The sequence below is a fragment of the Bizionia argentinensis JUB59 genome (assembly GCF_000224335.1).
GTDB classification, from domain to species: Bacteria; Bacteroidota; Bacteroidia; order Flavobacteriales; family Flavobacteriaceae; genus Algorimicrobium; species Algorimicrobium argentinense.
Genome location: NZ_AFXZ01000019.1, coordinates 58,598 through 78,843, shown reverse-complemented (window position 1 = coordinate 78,843; position 20,246 = coordinate 58,598). Strand labels below are relative to the sequence as shown.

15 protein-coding genes are annotated in these 20,246 nt (G+C 34.5%); 4 read left to right on the top strand and 11 right to left on the bottom strand.

The window, feature by feature from the left end; translation table 11 throughout:
• Window positions 1-5 precede the first annotated feature (5 nt).
• Entirely contained in the window at window positions 6-2,741 is a 2,736-nt protein-coding gene (locus BZARG_RS06690) for a TonB-dependent receptor (RefSeq protein ID WP_008636655.1), read from the bottom strand.
• 185 nt (window positions 2,742-2,926) lie between these two features.
• Here BZARG_RS06690 and BZARG_RS06685 point away from each other — a divergent pair, with 185 nt between their 5' ends.
• Window positions 2,927-4,270, top strand: coding sequence for a deoxyguanosinetriphosphate triphosphohydrolase (locus BZARG_RS06685; RefSeq protein WP_008636714.1), 1,344 nt, complete (start codon window positions 2,927-2,929; stop codon window positions 4,268-4,270).
• Between the two features lie 113 nt (window positions 4,271-4,383).
• Here the strand turns inward: BZARG_RS06685 and BZARG_RS06680 are convergent, their stop codons facing one another.
• Window positions 4,384-6,144: a 1-deoxy-D-xylulose-5-phosphate synthase gene (locus tag BZARG_RS06680; RefSeq protein ID WP_008636602.1), complete on the bottom strand. Its 1,761-nt coding sequence runs from the start codon at window positions 6,142-6,144 to the stop codon at window positions 4,384-4,386.
• Between the two features lie 217 nt (window positions 6,145-6,361).
• Between BZARG_RS06680 and BZARG_RS06675 the strand changes: the two genes are divergently transcribed.
• Window positions 6,362-6,811 (top strand): nucleoside deaminase, encoded by a 450-nt coding sequence (locus BZARG_RS06675; RefSeq protein WP_040288091.1) that lies wholly within the window; start codon window positions 6,362-6,364, stop codon window positions 6,809-6,811.
• Here BZARG_RS06675 and BZARG_RS06670 read toward each other — a convergent pair.
• The 9 genes from BZARG_RS06670 to BZARG_RS06630 form a co-directional block, all read right to left on the bottom strand.
• Complete coding sequence (locus BZARG_RS06670) at window positions 6,808-7,044, bottom strand: hypothetical protein (RefSeq protein WP_008636595.1); 237 nt, start codon at window positions 7,042-7,044, stop codon at window positions 6,808-6,810. The two genes, BZARG_RS06675 and BZARG_RS06670, sit on opposite strands and share 4 nt — an antisense overlap.
• A 2-nt stretch (window positions 7,045-7,046) precedes the next feature.
• On the bottom strand, window positions 7,047-8,831 hold the full coding sequence (locus BZARG_RS06665; RefSeq protein WP_008636600.1) for a chloride channel protein: 1,785 nt from the start codon (window positions 8,829-8,831) through the stop codon (window positions 7,047-7,049).
• Window positions 8,824-9,645, bottom strand: a complete 822-nt coding sequence (locus BZARG_RS06660; protein ID WP_008636604.1) for a tetratricopeptide repeat protein — start codon at window positions 9,643-9,645, stop codon at window positions 8,824-8,826. The genes BZARG_RS06665 and BZARG_RS06660 overlap by 8 nt, the downstream gene beginning before the upstream one ends.
• Window positions 9,617-10,165, bottom strand: coding sequence for a hypothetical protein (locus tag BZARG_RS06655; protein ID WP_008636679.1), 549 nt, complete (start codon window positions 10,163-10,165; stop codon window positions 9,617-9,619). The genes BZARG_RS06660 and BZARG_RS06655 overlap by 29 nt, the downstream gene beginning before the upstream one ends.
• 55 nt (window positions 10,166-10,220) lie before the next feature.
• Window positions 10,221-11,975 carry an aspartate--tRNA ligase gene (gene aspS / locus BZARG_RS06650; RefSeq protein ID WP_008636689.1) on the bottom strand — a complete coding sequence of 585 codons (1,755 nt, stop codon included), beginning with the start codon at window positions 11,973-11,975 and terminating at the stop codon, window positions 10,221-10,223.
• A gap of 143 nt (window positions 11,976-12,118) precedes the next feature.
• Window positions 12,119-15,598: an efflux RND transporter permease subunit gene (locus BZARG_RS06645; RefSeq protein WP_008636763.1), complete on the bottom strand. Its 3,480-nt coding sequence runs from the start codon at window positions 15,596-15,598 to the stop codon at window positions 12,119-12,121.
• Between the two features lie 11 nt (window positions 15,599-15,609).
• On the bottom strand, window positions 15,610-16,806 hold the full coding sequence (locus tag BZARG_RS06640; RefSeq protein WP_008636609.1) for an efflux RND transporter periplasmic adaptor subunit: 1,197 nt from the start codon (window positions 16,804-16,806) through the stop codon (window positions 15,610-15,612).
• A 22-nt stretch (window positions 16,807-16,828) separates the two neighbouring features.
• A complete protein-coding gene (locus BZARG_RS06635; RefSeq protein ID WP_008636636.1) occupies window positions 16,829-18,172 on the bottom strand; it encodes a TolC family protein in 1,344 nt (447 codons plus the stop codon).
• Between the two features lie 24 nt (window positions 18,173-18,196).
• A complete protein-coding gene (locus BZARG_RS06630) occupies window positions 18,197-18,796 on the bottom strand; it encodes a TetR/AcrR family transcriptional regulator (RefSeq protein WP_008636665.1) in 600 nt (199 codons plus the stop codon).
• A gap of 123 nt (window positions 18,797-18,919) precedes the next feature.
• On the opposite strand from BZARG_RS06630, the gene BZARG_RS06625 reads away from it, so the two are divergent.
• Both BZARG_RS06625 and BZARG_RS06620 read left to right on the top strand, forming a co-directional pair.
• Window positions 18,920-19,894, top strand: a complete 975-nt coding sequence (locus tag BZARG_RS06625) for a polyprenyl synthetase family protein (protein ID WP_008636697.1) — start codon at window positions 18,920-18,922, stop codon at window positions 19,892-19,894.
• On the top strand, window positions 19,894-20,244 hold the full coding sequence (locus BZARG_RS06620) for a hypothetical protein (RefSeq protein WP_008636606.1): 351 nt from the start codon (window positions 19,894-19,896) through the stop codon (window positions 20,242-20,244). The genes BZARG_RS06625 and BZARG_RS06620 overlap by 1 nt, the downstream gene beginning before the upstream one ends.
• The last annotated feature ends 2 nt before the right edge of the window (window positions 20,245-20,246 follow it).

Below are 20,246 nucleotides of genomic sequence, written 5' to 3'. Positions count from 1 at the left end.
GTTGTTTACAATTTATAGTTAATTCCTAAAGTTAAAAAAGCCCCTCGTTTATATGATGACACGGTTATGTCTTGCAAGGCATTTTCTTGAATTCTTGAATAAGCGGGATTTAGAATGTTTTTAGCAGTAAAATCTATACTAAGGTTTTTATTAATCTTTGTTTTTAGAACAAAGTCTAATGATCCAACGCCTTTATCTATTAAGTTTCCTTTTGTTTCTACACCAAGTGCGTATAGTCTGTCAGAGAAATACGAGTATGCAACAGTTGCCATAATATTTGCATTATTTTTTAATTCTTTTATATAAGATAAATCGGCGTTTATTAAAAGGTCAGATGCGCCTGTAAATCCTGAAGTATCATCAGTAAGGTTTGTGTTGTAGTTGGTTTCTTTTCTTACTTTTTCAGAATTTAATTCTTGATGTGTTTGTATATAAGAAGCATTAAGGCCTGCTGAAAGTTTATTAGAATCATCTTCATTAAAATTGAAGATATCTTTTCGTATTTCAAATTCAGCACCATAAACATAGCCTGTATCTCCTGTGTTTATAAATGAAATATCATTTGTGGAAGAAGCCAGTGTAATTTCATTTATGGGGTCTAAAATATACTTACCGAAAGCTGTGAATGAAAATACCTCTGAATTTTTAGGAAACATCTCCCATTTTAAATCCAAGTTGTAATTTTGTGATGGATATAAATCTGGGTTACCAATTTTTACTTCAGTTACTTCTTCATAAATAAATAATGCTCTTTCTTTAAACTGTGGTAATGTGTAAGTTTTACTTGCACCAAGACGTAAGTTTTGTTTTTCATTTAGTTCGTATTTTAGTACAATGCTTGGTAAAAACTCGTTTCTTTCAAATCTGTTTTTACTTCCAGATGCATCTAGCTGGGTTCTCCATGAAACGGTTTGCTCTACCTGTTCAAACCTTAATCCTACAACTGAACTTAATTTATTGGAAAGCTTATATTCCAAACTTGCAAAACCGGCATTTATTATTTGTTCGCCTTGGTAAGTTTGTGGTGATAAACCCGCAAAAGATTCAATACCAAATAAGCCGTTTCCGTAATTTGTTTGGTTAAAAAAGGTGTCTAGGTTATCCGGATCAACGACGGTGTTTAGTTGTGAACCTGTAACTCTAAAGTTAAATTGAATAGCTTCAAAGTCACGGTTTTTAAATCGACCGTTGTAACCTAAAGTTATTTTCCCTTTAGCTTCCCCATCTTCATTATTATTTAGTTTGTAGCTTAGCTCAAGATTGGCAGCATATTCATCTTCAACTAAATTTTGATAATATCTATGGTTGTCTGTAATTGTATTTTGAGCAAATATATAACCGCCAGAAGATTCTTTGAACTTTAAAGTGTTTTGAGTTCTGTCAGGCATATTGCCTTCAACTTTATTATGGGAAGCACCCCAATCAAAATCAATTTTATCAGATATTTTATGATTACCCAACAATTGATTTACAAGTAGCGTGTTTTGAACGTAAGTTGCTCTTTGAATTAATCCGTTATCTTCTTCAGCGAGGTCACGGATAAAACCTTGGTAGGAGTCTCTTATTTGGTTAGATGAATTAACCATTAAAAAATTATAAGCAATGTTGTGGTTTGAGTTAATGCGATAATTTGCATTAAACATTCCCGTGGTATTAGTGTTATAAGAAAAACGCTGTTGATTAAATGACTTTAATTTTGCGCCTTGTGCACTTACACTTTGGTTAATACCTTCTCTATATTCAAAACCGTTATCAAAACTAACGGTGGCAAATAAATTAAGATTACTTTCTTTTGCAATATCGAAAGACTTCCCTGCTTTTAAACCAAAAGAACTCCCTACAGGAACTTCTTTTACAGGAACCAAACTGTTTCCAAAACTATAAGATCCTAATGGATTATTTGGAACATCATAGGATGAAAAACCAAATTTACTTGGTCCGTCTTGCAGTTTAAAATTATTGTTTTCACCAATTGCATTGGTTCCAATTCGTGAGCCTAAAGAAAACTCAAACATGCCTTTACCTTTATAATTAATAGACGTTATATCTACATTACCTCCAGCAAAATCTCCAGAAATTTTGGAGCTATATACTTTATCAATAGAAATAAACTCGACAATATCAGTTGAAAACAGATCTAATGATATGTTTTTATTTTCAGGATCATTGGAGGTTATAGGTAGTCCATTAATAGAGGTCGAATTATAGCGATCCCCAAGACCGCGGACATATATATTGTTTGAGCCTTCCTGTTTTGATACACCTGTCGTTTTTGTTACAGCTGTTGCAACATCACTTACACCTTTTCTTGATAACTCTTGTGCGCCGATTGTTTGCTTCATTTCAATCGCTTTTTTTTGTTCTAATAATAAAGCAACTTCACTTTCGCGTTTTGTAGTGGTAGTTATAATGATTTCATCTAAAGATGCTGCGCTGGCCGACATTGGTAAACTAATTTCGGTTACTTTTCCAGCCATAATTTGTGCTTCAACCTCTTGTGTTTCATACCCCACAAAACTAAAGACAATAATATAATTGCCGGGTTCCAGATTGTTGATACTATACAAACCATCCATATCTGTTGTGGTTCCTTTGGTTGTTCCTTTGATAATTACGTTGGCAAACGGAAGCGGCTCGTTGTTATATTCTTTATCGGTAAGTTTCCCTACTAAAGTACCCGGATTGTTTGCATGGGATAAAAAGGGGATGAATAACAACAAGTTAAGCAGTAAATATTTCATGTGTTTTTTTACAAAATTTCTAGCCACAAAGAAACTGTAGAGATGTAAAGTGACTGTTAACTAGAGGTTAAACATATATCACAAAAAGGTTAATTTAACGTTATGGGAATTCCTATATATTCTGATTTGGAAAAGATTTCTTAACATTGGAAAAATGGTATCTTGCAACCCTATAAATTAAAAGAATGAACTGGGAACAATTATTATCATTAAAGCGTTTTGGCGATAACCATAAACGTTTACGAAAAGAGCAAGATGAAACACGTTTAGGTTTTGAAGTGGATTATGATCGTATCATTTTTTCTGCTGAATTTAGAAGCTTGCAAGATAAGACCCAGGTAATTCCTTTATCGCAAACCGATTTTGTTCACACCCGTTTAACTCACAGTTTAGAAGTTAGTGTGGTAGGTAGAACACTTGGTAGATTAGCTGGTAAGCAGTTAATTGAAAAATATCCGCACTTACAAAATATACATGGTTATCAACCAAACGATTTTGGTGCCATTGTTGCAGCAGCAGCTTTAGCTCATGATATTGGAAACCCTCCTTTTGGTCATTCAGGTGAAAAAGCAATAGGTGAATTCTTTAAAACAGGCGCTGGAAAACAATATAAGTCTGAATTAACGGATAAAGAATACCAAGATTTATGCGATTTTGAAGGTAATGCTAACGGTTTTAAAATTTTAACTGAAAGTCGTTTAGGTAGAGAAGGTGGCATTCGGTTAAGCTACTCTACACTTGGTGCTTTTACAAAATACCCGAAGGAATCTTTACCTAAAAAACCAACAACACATATTGCCGATAAAAAATATGGATTCTTTCAAAGCGATAAAAAGGCATTTGAGGATGTTGCTAACGAGTTGGGTTTAATTTCTAGAGGATCTGATGGAAACATGAGTTATGCTAGACATCCTTTAACTTTTTTAGTAGAAGCAGCCGATGATATTTGTTACACAATTATCGATTTTGAAGACGGTATTAATTTAGGACTTATTCAAGAGGAATTTGCGCTTGAATATTTAATAAAATTAGTGCGTGATAGTATTCAAACTAAAAAATATCATCAATTATCTACTACTCAAGACAGGATTAGTTATTTACGCGCTTTGGCTATTAATACGTTAATTAATGAAGCGGTTTCTGTTTTTATTGAGAATGAAGAAGCTATTTTAAACGGTACATTCCAAACCGGTTTATTAGATAAAAGCAAATATGAGGCTCAAATTAAGGACATTATAAATATTAGTGTGAATAATGTCTATCAATCTAAAGAAGTCGTTGAAAAAGAAATTTTAGGTTATCAAGTAATTAATATTTTATTGGAAACTTATGTTTCTGCGATAAATAATGAATATAACGGAACGGCATCCAACTATAATAAATTGATACTAAATACCTTGTCAGGATCTATAGACACCAATGAAGACTTAATTTACAAGCGTCTTTTAAGTGTTTGTAATTATGTTGCTTCCTTGTCTGATAGTCGCGCTATCTTGATTTATAAGAAAATTAAAGGGATCGCTTTTTAGTATTAAAAATTTTCAGACTAATAACTTTAATCAAATTGTCTTGTGCAAGTGACAGCTATATTGAGGTTATTAGTTTATATGTAATTTTATCTAAAGGCAATAATAGCTATTATTTATAAATAGGTTTCAACAAACAATTTTATTTGTTTGGCACTAATGCCTGTTTTTTCTTCCAGTTCAGCAATAGTACCTTGTTCAATAAAGGTATCTGGAATTCCTAATATTTTCAAGGTGTTCTTATAGTTATTAAGCGCTTTAAACTCGGCAATGCCACTTCCAAAGCCGCCGATTATCGTACCATTTTCAATGGTAATAATAACGTCATATTTACTAAAAATATCATGTAATAACGATTGGTCTAAAGGTTTTACAAAATGCATATCGTAATGCGAAATATTTAAACTCTGAATCGCTTCAGTTACATTTTTTGCTATAGCACCAATACTCAGAATCGCTATTTTTTTACCTTTTTTGAGTTGTTCACCTTTACCTATTTGTGTTTCTTTAAATGGAACTTGCCAATTTAAAATGTCGCCACGACCTCTAGGATATCGAATGGCGAGTGGGTTTTTAAGTTTCCCAAGTTGCGCTGTATACAACATATTTCGCAGTTCAATTTCATTTCGTGGTGCAGCAATTATCAAATTTGGAATACAGCGTAAATAAGCTAAATCGAAAACACCATGATGCGTAGCGCCATCTTCGCCTACCAGTCCGGCACGATCTAAACAGAAAATTACAGGCAAATTCTGCAAAGCAACATCATGAATAATTTGATCGTATGCGCGTTGTAAAAAAGTAGAGTATATGTTACAAAAAGGAATCATACCTTGGGTTGCCATTCCAGCCGCTAAAGTTACGGCATGCTGTTCCGCAATACCCACATCAAACGCACGATTAGGAAATGCTTCCATCATATATTTTAAAGAACTTCCAGTTGGCATGGCAGGTGTTATACCAACGATGTTTTCATTGTCCTGGGCTAACTCCACCAGTGTTAAGCCAAATACATCTTGATATTTAGGTGCTTGGATTTTAGTGCTTTTCGGTAAAATATCACCTGTAATAGCATCAAATTTTCCTGGCGCATGATAGACGACTTGGTTTTCTTCAGCTTGTTTTAAACCTTTTCCTTTTTTGGTAATTATATGTAAAAATTTAGGACCCTCTATGGTTTTTAAACGTTCAAACTCTTCAATTACTTTAAAAATATCATGGCCATCTATAGGACCTGAATAGTTGAAATTTAAAGCTTCGAAAATATTATCCTGTTTTTCGGTGCCTTTCTTTACGTTTGTTAGGTATTGCTTTAATGCGCCAACACTGGGATCGATTCCTATGGCGTTATCATTTAAAATAACCAATAAATTGGCGTTCGTAACACCTGCGTGATTTAAGCCTTCAAAAGCCATTCCGCTCGCTATTGATGCATCGCCAATAACAGCAATATGATGTTTTTTAAAATCTCCTTTTATTTGTGAAGCAATAGCCATTCCCAATGCAGCAGAAATAGAGGTGGAGGAATGTCCCGTACCAAACGTGTCATATTCACTTTCAGAACGTTTTGGAAATCCACTAATACCTCCCAGTTGCCTATTGGTGTCGAAATGTGCTTTCCGGTTGGTTAATATTTTATGAACATAAGCCTGGTGGCCAACATCCCAAATTAATAAATCTTTAGGCGTATTAAACACATAATGAAGCGCAATAGTTAGTTCTACAACTCCTAGACTTGCACCTAAATGGCCTTCTTTAGTGGCCACAATATTAATAATGAATTGACGCAGTTCTTTTGCTAATTTAGGCAGTTGATCACTGTTTAATTCACGCAAGTCTGACGGCGTATTTATAGTATCAAGAAAATTCGAATTCATTTTATTAGTATCTGCTGTAAAATTATTAAAATAGCCCGTCATTCCTTAATTATTGTGGTTAAATTGAAGAAATAAAATGAAATACTATTCTGTTATGTTTGGATGTTAAGCGTGAAAGGTTAAAACTTATAGAGATTTCAAGTTACTATTTAAAATTAATTATTTTTGATTCTAACAGATAGTTCATAATGTAGTTAGCTTTTTCTATTTTTACAGCATGGAGAACCCTTTTGATGACACGTATTTTATGAAAAAAGCCTTAATGGAAGCTGAAGCAGCTTTTAATAAAGGCGAAATTCCCGTAGGCGCTGTAATTGTTATAGATAACAAAGTTATTGGGCGTGGACATAATCTTACCGAATTGTTAAATGACGTAACAGCACATGCCGAAATGCAAGCTATTACTGCAGCAGCCAATTTTTTAGGTGGGAAATATTTACATAATTGTACTTTATATGTTACGTTGGAGCCTTGCCAAATGTGTGGCGGTGCTTTATATTGGAGCCAAATAAGTAATATAGTTTATGGTGCGCGCGATCAAGAGCGTGGTTTTATAAATTTGCAGACCAAACTACACCCTAAAACAAGTATAAAAGGCGGTGTTATGGCCGATGAAGCAGCAGCATTAATGAGACGCTTTTTTATAGAACGGAGGAATTTGAACTAATTTTTTTTCCGCTTCTGACTTTCACGCATTTTATCTAAATTTTCTTGATTAAGTAAGTAATCACTCATTTTTTTGTCTTTCCATCGATACCATGAAAATAGCGGAAATACAATAAAAAATAAGCCTATTACACCACCGCCCACAAGTTTAGGTGCATATTCTGTGTCAAGTGTTAGGCCTGAAACAATAGCAGTCATGGTTATAATGAAAAGTAAGAAAATAAGATACTTCATAATTAGTTTGTAATATTTATAAGTTTTCTACGATAGGCTGTTAAAAGCTTCGATTTTGAAATGAAACCAATATACTCGTTCTGTTTTACAACCGGTAAATTCCAAGCATTACTATCTTGAAATTTCTTCATAATAGTGGTCATCTTATCTTTTTCCATATCAATAATTGCCGGTGGATTTTGCATAATTTCTTTGGCTAGAACTTCGTCATACAGTGTTTGATCAAACATAATAGGTCTAATATCATCTAGTAGAATAATACCCACAAGCATTTTTGTTTTATCGTCAATAACGGGGAAAATGTTTCGGTTAGATTTTACTACCGCATTATGCACGATGTCTCCCAAAGTCATTTCGGGTGAAATACTTATAAAATTCGTTTCAATAACAGAGTTAATATCCATTAACGTCAGTACAGCGTGATCTTTGTCATGGGTAATCAAATCGCCTTTTCGGCCTAATTCCATGGTATAAACAGAATGCGGATAAAAGTGCTTTGTTAAACTAAATGAAATGGTAGCTGTCAGCATTAGCGGAATAAATAAATCATAACCACCAGTAAGTTCAGCAATCAAGAAAATAGCCGTTAAAGGTGCGTGTAATACGCCAGACAGCAAGCCTGCCATGCCTACCAGTGTAAAATTACTTTCAGAAACTGAAAAGCCTAAACCACAATTGTTAATTATTTTCGCAATACAATTCCCCATCATACTACCCATAAAAAGCGTTGGTGCAAAAATACCGCCCACACCACCGGCTCCAAATGTAATGGCACTCGCTATAATTTTAAAAAACACTAACCCTGCTAATAGCCCAATAACTATCCAAATATTAGCGAGATCTAAATTGAAGAAATTATTTGCTAGTGCTTTTTCAGGGTTTCCAGCAATTAAATTATTTATAACATCAAAACCTTCACCATAAAGCGGTGGAATAAAATAAATAAGAATTCCTATGGCAACACCACCCACTAATATGCGATGCCAGGCCGATTTTAATCTATCAAAATATTTTTGAATTCGTTCATAGATTTCAGAAAAATACATAGATATTAAACCAGCAAATACGCCCAGAATAATATAAAAAGGGACATCGGAAATTGAAAATTCTCCCTGAATATCAAAAGGTAATAACACATCACTACCGAAGAAAAAATATGAGGTTAAAATCGCTGATAATGACGCTAATAATAAGGGGAGCATGGACGCAATCGTTAAGTCCAAGCTAAACACTTCTATGGCGAAAATAATGGCTGCTACTGGAGCTTTAAATATAGATGATAAGGCGCCTGCCGCTGCACAACCAATTAATAAAGTTTTTGTTTGCTGATTAACATGAAATAGTTTTGAGATATTGGAGCTTATTGCCGCACCTGTAGCAACAGTTGGACCTTCCAAACCTACAGAGCCTCCAAAACCAACAGTTATAGGGGCAGTTAAAAACGACCCAAACATTTGATAACGTTTAATAATGCCTTTTCTCTTAGCTATGGCATAGAGTGTAGAAGGAATACCATGACTTACCTTGTTACGAATAATATATTTCATGATGAGGTAAACCAAAGCAAATCCAATAATGGGAAAGACAAAATAAAAGGCGTTATGGTAATATTTCACCAAATTCCCCTCTAATAAATGTTGAATATAATGCGTTAAGTTTTTTAGAATAACAGCGCCAACACCAGAAGTAAAACCAACCAGTATACTTAAAAGATATACGAACTGCTTGTTCGAAATGTGTTTAGCACGCCAAATAAGAAATCGTTTAAAATAGGTTCTGTTAGGCATTTTCGTCGTGTAATTCTAGTTTTAACGTCTGCAAATCTTCTAAATAAATTTGGCGTAATGTTTCTACGTAAGGTCTGTTATTAAAATAGCCTTGCTTAAAGTCATCAATAGCAGAATTCACTAACTCTTTGGCTAATGCTAAATCACCCTGTTTTTGAGCAATTAAAGCTTTGTAGTATTTGGCGTCTGCACTTGTGCTTCGGCCGTGTTCAAGTCGTTTATTAAAATTATAAAGTGCTTTTTCAAGATCGCCTGTTTCGTAATAGGCAATTCCACGATATAAAAAAGCGGTTAATTCTACCCAATCCTCGCCAGATTCTTCAATTTCTTGGTTGATATATTTATCAAAATAAGCAATGGAGTTATCATAGTCCTTCAAGCCTAAATAAGCAATGCCACGCCAGTAATCTACACTGTGGCCTTGCGGCTGATCAAGAAAATTGGGAGTCAAGGTGTCAGAAGCATCAAAATCTGCAATAGCTTTTTTATAATCTCTATAAAACCATAAATATAAATAACCACGCCAAGGAATTCTCGATATGGAATCCAATGGAACAGCTTTATCATATTGTTCCTTCCATTTGTGTGGCAAGCCGCGTTTTAAATACCCAACAGAAAGTTCATAAACCGCTTGCTCGTAGGTGGAATCTATTTCTATAGCACGCGCGATGCCGTTGATGCTACCTGCGGAACCCTGTTCGAAATTGGTAAGACCAAATTTGTAAGATGCCTCTGCTTTTTCACGTTTAGTTTGACATGAGAAAAGACAGAGAACAACACTTATGTTAAGGAATAATTTCAGTAATTTCGCCATGTTCTATTCTATAAGATATATACATATAGGAATCTCGATAATCATTATATGAATAATTAGGATTCCAAGTTTTAAGTTGGGTTGTAATTTGAAATAGCTGGTCAACTAAATCTTTATTGAATTGTTTAGGCTCTAAATCCAAGTTGTTTTCATGGATTACATAACGGCCGGCTTCACCTTTACAGTTTATAACAAATCGGATGTTTAAATAACCTGAATCTGAATAGTTTTTGTTCTCGTAATTAGAAAGAATAAACTTTCGTAAGCCATTTTTACCTTTGCTGTAGGTTGCATTTTTTGAAGTGTAATATGGTACGATATAATTTTCATTACAAACTTCAAATCCGTCACTTAATAAAGCAGTTTCGGGATTAATGTATTCAACGGAATGCGTGTATTTTTCTTGTGGAATATGTTTATATTTAAATAGATAGTGCGCATAACCATAAAGAGCAAACAGAATAACTGCTATTCCCAAAATGATATATAGAAAAATTTTAAAAATCCGTTTCCAATTCATTAGCTAAAACTACAAAAAAATAGTCCCGATAAAGTATCGGGACAAAATTTTAATTTTATGATTTTAAGTTCAACTTCAAACTTAACTCTTCAAGCTGTTTATCGTCTAATGGTGCAGGTGCATCAATCATGACATCGCGACCAGAATTGTTTTTGGGGAATGCAATAAAGTCACGAATGGTTTCTTTACCATGTAAAATGGCAACCAATCTATCCAATCCGAAAGCTAAACCTCCGTGTGGCGGTGCTCCATATTGAAAAGCATCCATTAAAAATCCGAATTGTGCTTTCGCTTCTTCTTCAGTAAAGCCTAAATACTCGAACATTAAGGCTTGTGTTTTCTTATCGTGAATACGAATAGAACCACCACCAATTTCGTTACCATTTAAAACTAAATCGTAAGCATTGGCTTTTACATCGGCAGGATTTGTAGCTAATAATTCTAACTGACCTGGTTTTGGTGATGTAAATGGATGGTGCATGGCGTGGAAGCGTTCGGTGTCTTCATCCCATTCTAAAAGCGGGAAATCTAGGACCCAAAGTGGTGCAAATTCGTCAGGTTTACGTAAACCCAATTGTTCTGCTAGTTCCATACGTAAGGCACTTAATTGCGCACGTACTTTGTTTGTTGGACCAGAAAGTACACATACTAAATCGCCTGCTTTGGCACCTGTTTTTTCTGCCCATTTGGCTAAATCGTCTTGATCGTAAAATTTATCTACAGATGATTTGTAGGTTCCATCATCATTACAACGAGAATAAATCATGCCTAAAGCACCAACTTGTGGACGTTTTACCCAATCAATTAATTTATCAATTTCTTTTCTAGTATATGAGTTTCCTCCAGGAACGGCAATTCCAACTACCAATTCAGCATCATTAAACACCCCAAAATCTTTATGTTGTGCCACATCGTTTAACTCGCCAAATTTCATTCCAAAACGGATATCTGGTTTGTCGTTTCCGTATAAACGCATCGCGTCATCATATAGCATACGTGGAAATTCTGCAATTTCAACACCGTTTACTGCTTTTAAAAGATGTCTGGTTAAACCTTCAAAAGCATTTAAAATATCTTCTTGTTCCACAAAGGCCATTTCACAGTCAATTTGTGTGAATTCTGGTTGTCTGTCGGCACGTAAATCTTCATCTCTAAAGCATTTTACAATTTGAAAATACTTATCTATTCCTCCAACCATCAATAATTGCTTGAAAGTTTGAGGTGATTGTGGAAGTGCGTAAAATTGCCCTTCGTTCATGCGGCTTGGCACGACAAAATCACGAGCACCTTCCGGAGTAGATTTGATTAGATAAGGTGTTTCAACCTCAATAAAACCTTCTTTTGATAAGTAGTTTCTAACTTCCTGTGCCACTTTATGGCGAAAAATTAAGCTGTTTTTTACAGGGTTTCTCCTAATATCTAAATAGCGATATTTCATGCGAATATCTTCGCCACCATCTGTTTTATCTTCAATAGTAAACGGCGGTAATAAGGATTCGTTTAAAATATCCATTTTTGATACTAATATTTCAATATCACCCGTTGGAAGATTTGGGTTTTTAGAAGCACGTTCAATAACGGTTCCAGTTATTTGAATAACGAACTCACGACCTAATTTTTGCGCCTTGTCCATCATGTCTTTCGGCGTACGTTCTTCATCAAAAACTAATTGTGTAATACCGTAACGGTCGCGTAAATCGACCCAAACAATAAATCCTTTATCGCGTGATTTTTGAACCCAACCAGAAAGGGTAACTTCATTATTGATGTGTGATGCTCGTAATTCACCACAGGTGTGACTTCTGTACATAATTTTGAATTTTTATAACCTTATCGTTATATGCGGGTGCAAATTTAAGCAAGTTAACCGATTATCAAATAAAAAAGCCTCAACATTTGTTGAGGCTTCTCGCTATTAGCCAATCTTTCATCTTGAGGGTATAAGAATTGGCTTTAAATATTTTCTGTTTTTGCTGTTTTTTTCCGAAACCACATTTTTAATTGCATGGATAGGAAGAATAATACCGGAACAACAATTAGCGTTAAAAAGGTTGCTACGAATAAACCATAAATAACAGTCCATGCTAGAGGTCCCCAGAAAACAACGTTATCTCCACCCATGTAAATATTAGGGTTTCCTTCACTAAATAACGTGAAAAAATTGATATTTAGACCTATAGCTAACGGGATCAATCCTAAAATAGTAGTTATAGCTGTTAATAATACAGGTCGTAAACGCGCTTTTCCAGCTTTTACAATGCTTTCAAATAACTCCTCTTTGGTTAAATAAGCGTTTTCTTCTAAATCTAAATCATTCTTTTTCCTATCTATGAGGAGTTGAGCATAATCTAATAATACCACACCGTTATTAACCACAATTCCAGCAAGTGAAATTATACCCACCATTGTCATCATAATAACGAAAGAGCTTCCTGTAATTACAATACCACCAAACACACCAATAAAACTCAATAAAATAGCTAACATAATAATGGTTGGTTTCGAAATGGAGTTAAATTGGAATATTAAAATGAAGAAGATTAAACCCAAACCTGTCAACAAAGCGCCATTTAGAAAATCTTGCTGCTTTTTCTGCTCTTCAATCTGACCTGTATAATCCACTTTTATATCACTAGAAATACCTTTATAGCTTTTCATTTCACTTTGAATTTTAGCTATAATGGCTCCAGCATCAATAAATCCTGGTGATAATGCCGAGTAAACCGTAACAACACGTCGGGTGTTTTTATGTTTAATAGCACTAAAGCCAGAGTTGTTTTCGTGTTTTGCAACGGCAGATACAGGAACACTTTTTATTTGACCTGTATTATCTCTAAATGTTATATTTTGATTAAACAAAGCACTCGTATTATAACGATTCTCTTCATTAAAGCGGACGTAAATATCAAAATCGTCACCATCTTCTTTATAGATACCAGCTTTAGAACCGAAAATAGAGTTTCGTAATTGCTGACCAATTTGTGCTGCACTAATACCTAATTCTCCAGCTTTTTCACGATCAATAATAACACGCATCGACGGTTTATCTTTATTGACATCAATTTTTAATTCGTCAATTCCCGGGATGTTTTTTGTGTTGATAAATTCCCGCATATTCTCGGCAGCACTTATTAACTGATCATAATCATCACCTTCAATTTCAATATTAATTGGTGATCCTGCAGGAGGGCCATTCACATCTTTTTCAACAGAAATTAATACACCTGGGTAAATACCAACTAATGCTTTTTGTACTTTTTGGCGTAATAATTCACTGTCAGCACCACGACGGAATTTATACTCACGCATGGAAGCCGTAATTTTGGCTTTGTGTGGCATTTCTCCGGATGCACCACTATCCGCACGTGGATTTCCAGCGCCTTCACCAACTTGCGAAACGGCACTTTCTACCAAGAAATTATGGTCTCCATCTCTATATTGTTCGTCATTAACAACGTTATAAACACGATTTTCAATTTCTTTGGTAATAGCATTTGTTTTTTCAATTGCTGTTCCTTGTGGATATTCTATATAAACAATAATCTGGTTTGGTTTATTGTCCGGGAAAAACTCTACTTCGGTACGCTGTGTGGATAATGAAATTCCAAAAGCTACAAATGCGAGCACCAATAGTAAAAATGTTCCGACCGTAATAATGTAAGGTTTCCATCCTGCTAAAGCCCAACGTAATTGACCTTCATACCAACGCTCCAACCTTACCAAGGTTTTAGTTTGGAAACTGTTAGCCCATTTACGTAAAAACAAGCGGTAAACCCACTGCATAATGGCAGTGAAAATCATTAATGAACCTAAAGCGCGATAGTCGCCACCGAAAATAAACACTAAAACACCTATACCAGCCATAATTGCTGTATTCCGGATAATTTCCTTGTAGGGCATATCTTTGTCTTCAATACTCATAAACTGCGATACTAACACGGAGTTAAAGAGTACGGCAACTAATAATGAGGAACCTAAGACGATGGATAGCGTAATAGGTAAAATCATCATAAATTCACCCATAATTCCTGGCCATAAACCTAAAGGAATAAATGCGGCAACTGTTGTAGCTGTAGAGATAATAATAGGAAAAGCAATTTCGCCAATACCTTTTTTTGCAGCTTCAATACGACTCATGCCTTCTTCGTCCATGAGTCGGTAAACGTTTTCAACAACAACAATACCGTTGTCTACTAGCATTCCAAGACCCATAATTAACCCGAAAAGAACCATGGTATTTAAACTATGTCCTAGTAAATTTAATATCATCAGCGACATAAACATGGACATCGGTATGGCAAAACCAACAAATATGGCGTTTTTGAATCCTAAAAAGAACATTAAAACCATAACGACCAGGATAACACCAAAAATAATGTTGTTTACTAAATCGTCCACTTGTCCAATAGTTACCGAGGATTGATCGTTGGCTATTGTAACTTTTAAGTCTTGTGGAAACTCATTGTCAATGGCTTTTTGAACAATTACTTGAATTTGTTCAGCCGCGTCGACCATGTTTTTTCCAGCTCGTTTTTTAACGTCTAGCATGACAACTGGATCGCCAAACTCTCTTGCAAAGGTGGTTTTATCTTCTTCGTGAAATGTTACAGTTGCTACATCCTTTAAATAAATAGCTTTGCCTTTTTCGGCTTTAACTACAAAGTTCTCAAGCTCATCTGGCGATTCAATTTCACCTAAAATACGAATGGTTCGTCTTTGTCCACTAGCTTTTAAGTTACCTGCAGACATGGTGATGTTTCCATTATTAATTGCACTAATAATGTCGTTAAAAGTAACTTCGGCAGCCATCATTTTATAGATGTCTACGGCAACTTCGACCTCTTTATCTTGGGCGCCACGAATATCAACCTTTTTAATTTCTATTAAGTTTTCAATTTCATCCTGAAGATATTCGCCATATTCTTTTAATTTTTCAACAGGATAATCGCCGGAAATATTAATGTTTAAAATAGGCATTTCTTCAGAAAGACTCAATTCAAAAACATCAGGTTTTACTTTAGCACCGTTGGACATAGGCCAATCTTCGCCTGCCGTTTTGGTGTCTATTTCATCTTTTACTTTTTGTTTGGCTTGTTCAACGCTTATACCTTCATCGAACTCCACTATAATCATGGAAAAATCCTCTTGAGATGTTGAGGTTATTTCCACCACATTACTCACGGTTTTTAATTCGTCTTCCAGTGGGTCGGTGATGAGTTTTTCAACATCTTCTGCCGTGTTTCCTGGGTAAATAGAACTGATGTATATTTTTGTTTCGTTTACTTCAGGGAAGCTTTCGCGAGGCATTTCAAAAAAAGCGGCAACACCTAAATAAAATATCACCAGAATGAGGACATACATGGTGGTCTTATTGTTGATAGCCCACGATGATAAACCAAATTCTCTATCGACTTGTTTTTTCTTTTTAGACATGAGTTATTTTTTTAGTCGTTAGCGCTTTTGGTGTCGTTTTGTAATTCGATGACTTTAACAATCTGACCATCTTTTACACTTCGGGCACCTTCTTCAATTATTTCAGAACCATTTTCAATACCTTCTAAAACTTCAATTACATCACCTTGAGTTTTTCCAGTTTTTATAATAACGCGTTTGGCTTCGCCTTCACCGGACTCTTTTTTATTCTTTATGATATAAATGTATTGCTCGCCGGCGGCATTTTCTGATATAATACTCTGCGGAATAAGCAACGCGTTTTCATTTGTATAATCGTTAATTTTAAGTCGTGCAGTTAAGTTTGGTTTGATGTTTTTATCATCATTTGGTATACTTACTTCCACTTTAAAAGTTCGGTTGGCAGGATTAATAAAATCACCAGCCTGACGTATTTTTGTTTCAATTGATTTACCTAATACAGGAAACTCAACCGTAACTTTTTTGCCACGAGTAACATCGCCAATATAGCTTTCTGGTATATCGGTTTCAATATACATGTTGTCTAAATTTATAATTCGCATTAATTGCGTTTGGCCAGCCATAACCACGCTTCCTTGTTCGGTAATAACATCATCAATGGTTCCAGAAAAAGGTGCCTTAACATTGGTTTTAGATATTTGTTGCTTAAGTTGATTAACAGATTCCTCTTGAGATTCGTAAGTAGATTTGGCTTGTAGAAACTGAATTTCACTACCAATATTCTGATCCCATAAACGCTTTTGGCGCTCAAAGGTTGTTTTTGCTAAATTAGCTTGAATTTGTAACTGCGCTAATTGCTGACTTAAACCACCATCGTCAATTTTGGCTAAAAGTTGTCCTTTTTTTACTTGTTGCCCTTCTTTAATATATACGTTTGTTAAAATACCATTGTATTCTGGCATTAAAACCAGCAGGTCTTTAGTAGTAACATTTCCTTGAATTTCCAATTGGTGATTAAAAACCTCTTGATTAGCCATAAAAGTAGTGATTAAAGGTACTTTTCTAATCGTATCTAATTTGGCTATCTTTTCATTAAGCAACTTTATCTTTTCGTTTAACTCTTGCTGCTTGGTGTCTATTTCAGAGCGTTTTTCCTTTAAATTTGTTAAGTTATTCGATCCTAAAACAGCATTAAATGATTTTTCGTTTTTATTACCGCAAGATGAAATAACTAGGGCAAGGATAATAAGTATTTTTATATTTTTCATGAGTTTATAAAGGTTGATTGACTTAATAATTGACAGTGTTTAATACGGTTTCTAATTCTGATTTTTTCGTGATAACATCAAACATAGATCTTAAATATTCCTGCTGTGCAGAATACAATTGCGTTTGCGCTTGTCTTAAATCGAAACTTGAAGCTATACCTTCAAAGAATTTAGTTTGATTTTTTTGTTCAATACGTTCTGCTAAATTTAAATTCTGACGCTTGTTTTCATATTCAGCAATAGCAAATAGGTAGTCGCTTTTGGCGGCCGATATTTGAAATTTTAATTGCTGTTCGGTTTCTGTTAGTTGTTCTTTAGCTATCTCTAAATCTATTTGAGCGCGCTGGGTTGCTGCACCTCGCATACCAGAACTAAAAATAGGAATGGATAAACTTACCCCAGCAAGCGAGGATCCATACCATTTTTGATTATTGTTTGCAAACGAAAATGTTTCGCTAAAACCACTATATCCCGCATTTATAAAAGCGCTAAGGGTTGGTAGGGAATTTGTTTTTTCAAGTTTTAAAAGTAGTTCTTTAGACTCCTCTTGGTTTTTAGCAATTTGATAATCAATGCTGTTTTCAACATTATCATCCGTTTCAAGAATATCTAACGACATATTTTGAAGCGTTAAGGATTCTAAATTGTCAATTAAAATCGTTTCTTCATTTAAATCGATACCTAAAGTAATATTAAACATCTGATGTGCTATATAATCTTGCCGTTTTATATTATTTAAATAGTTTTGTAAACCGGTTAGGGTTATTTGAAGTTGCTCAACACTCTCTTCTTCACCTAAACCGTTTTCGTAGATTTTAGTTGTTTCGTAGAGGTTTTTTTCAAGAACATCAATGTTTTTCTTAGCAATTTCTAAATTTTCCGAGGCTAACAAAACATTTCCATAAGCGTTAATTACCGCATTTCTGACCTCTAAATCTGTTTTAATTTTGGCGTTTTTAGAAATTTCTAAATACACTTTCGCTGATTGCAATCCTACTAAATATGCGCCATCAAAAACCAATTGGCTTAAGGTTGCTGTTGCGTTTACGTTTTGTTTTGTACCAAAAAGTACTGGTACGAATGTGCCTGGTGTGCCACCAGAAAGTTCTGCCGGAAGTAATGATACTTGTTGTTTTATCCAGTTTTGGTAATCTACAGCACCACTAATTTGTGGTAATCCAGAGGCGGTGGTTTCCCATTTTTGCTTTTTAGCAGCTTCAATGTCCCTTGCCGCATTTTTTACCGAGCGGTTGTTGGTTAAAGCATAATCTATAGCGTCTTGTAATGTGAAAGCATTTGGCTTTTCTTGGCTAAACATCCAAGAGGAAAACAGTAAACTGATTATTATTAGTGATGTGTTTTTCATTGTGGGTTTGCGTCTAATTATTTTTTAAGCTATCAATAAAGTGGATTCTAATTTGGCGATACCTTTATCCGTACTAATTCCACGGATATGATATTCTAAATAATTGTCCATAAGGTTTTTCATGGGGAAATCGTTTATTGGAAATATTTCAGGGTCTTTTAAACTCATCATGATATTAAAATATAACCTTGAAACAAATTCAATATTTATCGAATCTCGATACAATCCTTCTGCAACACCACGAGTTAAATTATTCTTTACGCAATCTTGCATAATGTGGAATTGATTGTTTTTTAAGGACTCGAAAATTTTAGGATAATATTTTTTTAACTGGTATTGTGGTGATGATTTTTCGTCTTTTAAATGCACCATCGTGAATTTTTTGATCTCGAAAATTTCATCAATCGGATTTTGGTTCAAAGCACAAATGCAATCAATGCCATGCGAAATAAACTCAAACATATAAAGCGTTGTAGCCTGAACTAACTTGGTTTTTGTAGCGTAATGTTGATAAATGGTTTTTTTAGAAACACCAATTTCATTTGCTATATCGTCCATGGTTACGCTTTTAAACCCGTAGGATAAAAACATGTCGGCTGCGTTATTAAGTATTTTTTCTTTCATAATCTAATGCAAATATAATACAGGAAACTTTAAAAACCAAAAAAGTTTCCATGGTTTTAACCTTTTTTTAATAATGCTATCTGGTTCTTGTAATTATTAAATCAATTGCCTTATTTTTGCAGGATGCGAAACATACCATTTTATCAGCAAGCCTTCGTGGATTACTTGGATGACTATATCCAATATAAAGAGCCACAATCTTTATATAATCCTATTAATTACATCCTACAATTAGGCGGAAAACGTTTACGTCCAGTTTTAACGTTAATGACGGCCGAGATTTTTGACTGTGATTATAAAAAAGCCTTGGATGCCGCATTGAGTATTGAGGTGTTTCATAATTTCTCGTTAGTGCATGACGATATTATGGATGATGCACCATTGCGAAGAGGTCAAGAAACAGTTCACGAAAAATGGGATATTAATACGGGAATCCTTTCTGGCGATGCTATGCTTATTATGGCTTACCAGTTGTTTGAAAATTATGAGCCCGCAAACTTTCAGGCATTGGCCAAGCTATTTAGTAAAACCGCATTGCAAGTGTGTGAAGGGCAACAATATGATGTGGATTTTGAAACTAGAGACGATGTTTCTATTCCAGAGTACTTGAAAATGATAGAGTATAAAACAGCTGTTTTAGTTGGTGCTGCTATGGAAATGGGAGCCATTGTGGCTAATGCATCTCATGAGGATATTTTAAACATTTATGAGTTTGGTAAAAATCTTGGTATTGCATTTCAGTTACAAGACGATTATTTAGATGCTTTTGGCAATCCTGAAACCTTTGGTAAGCAAGTTGGTGGAGATATTATTGAAAACAAAAAAACATACTTATATTTAAAAGCTTTAGAGTTCTCTAATGCCGATGAAAAACAACAGTTAATACATTTATATAGTTTAAAACCGACAGATCAAACCGATAAAATAGAAACTATAAAAGAAGTTTTTAATGCTTCTGGCGCTAGTCAAGCAACCAGAGAGATTATTAAAGATTATACCGATAAAGCATTTCGAATTTTAGAAAATCTTCAAGTTTCTGAAGACAAAAAGAAGATTTTAAAAACATTTGGTCAGCAATTAATGAATAGAGATGTCTAATGCAATTACCAGTTACTTTTTCCGATTTAATTGATGAAGCGAATCAATTAGAACTCTGTCAAAAACTAATTCAACAATTGAATAAAGATTTAGCTTTAGCAAATGTGGATTTAGAGTTTGATTTAGAAGTCTTACCAACTAGTTTAAAACTTATGTTACATGAAATGGTTTATAAGTTGGTACAAGAAAAGTTTATGGACTATTTAAACCTCTTGTATATTATTGATGTTTCGGAAGATAAAGTGAAGCAATTAGATGGTTCCGATACGGTTATTATGGCCGAGCAGGTGGCTTTTTTAATTTTACAACGTGAGTGGCAAAAAGTTTGGTTTAGGAATAAGTACAGTTAAAT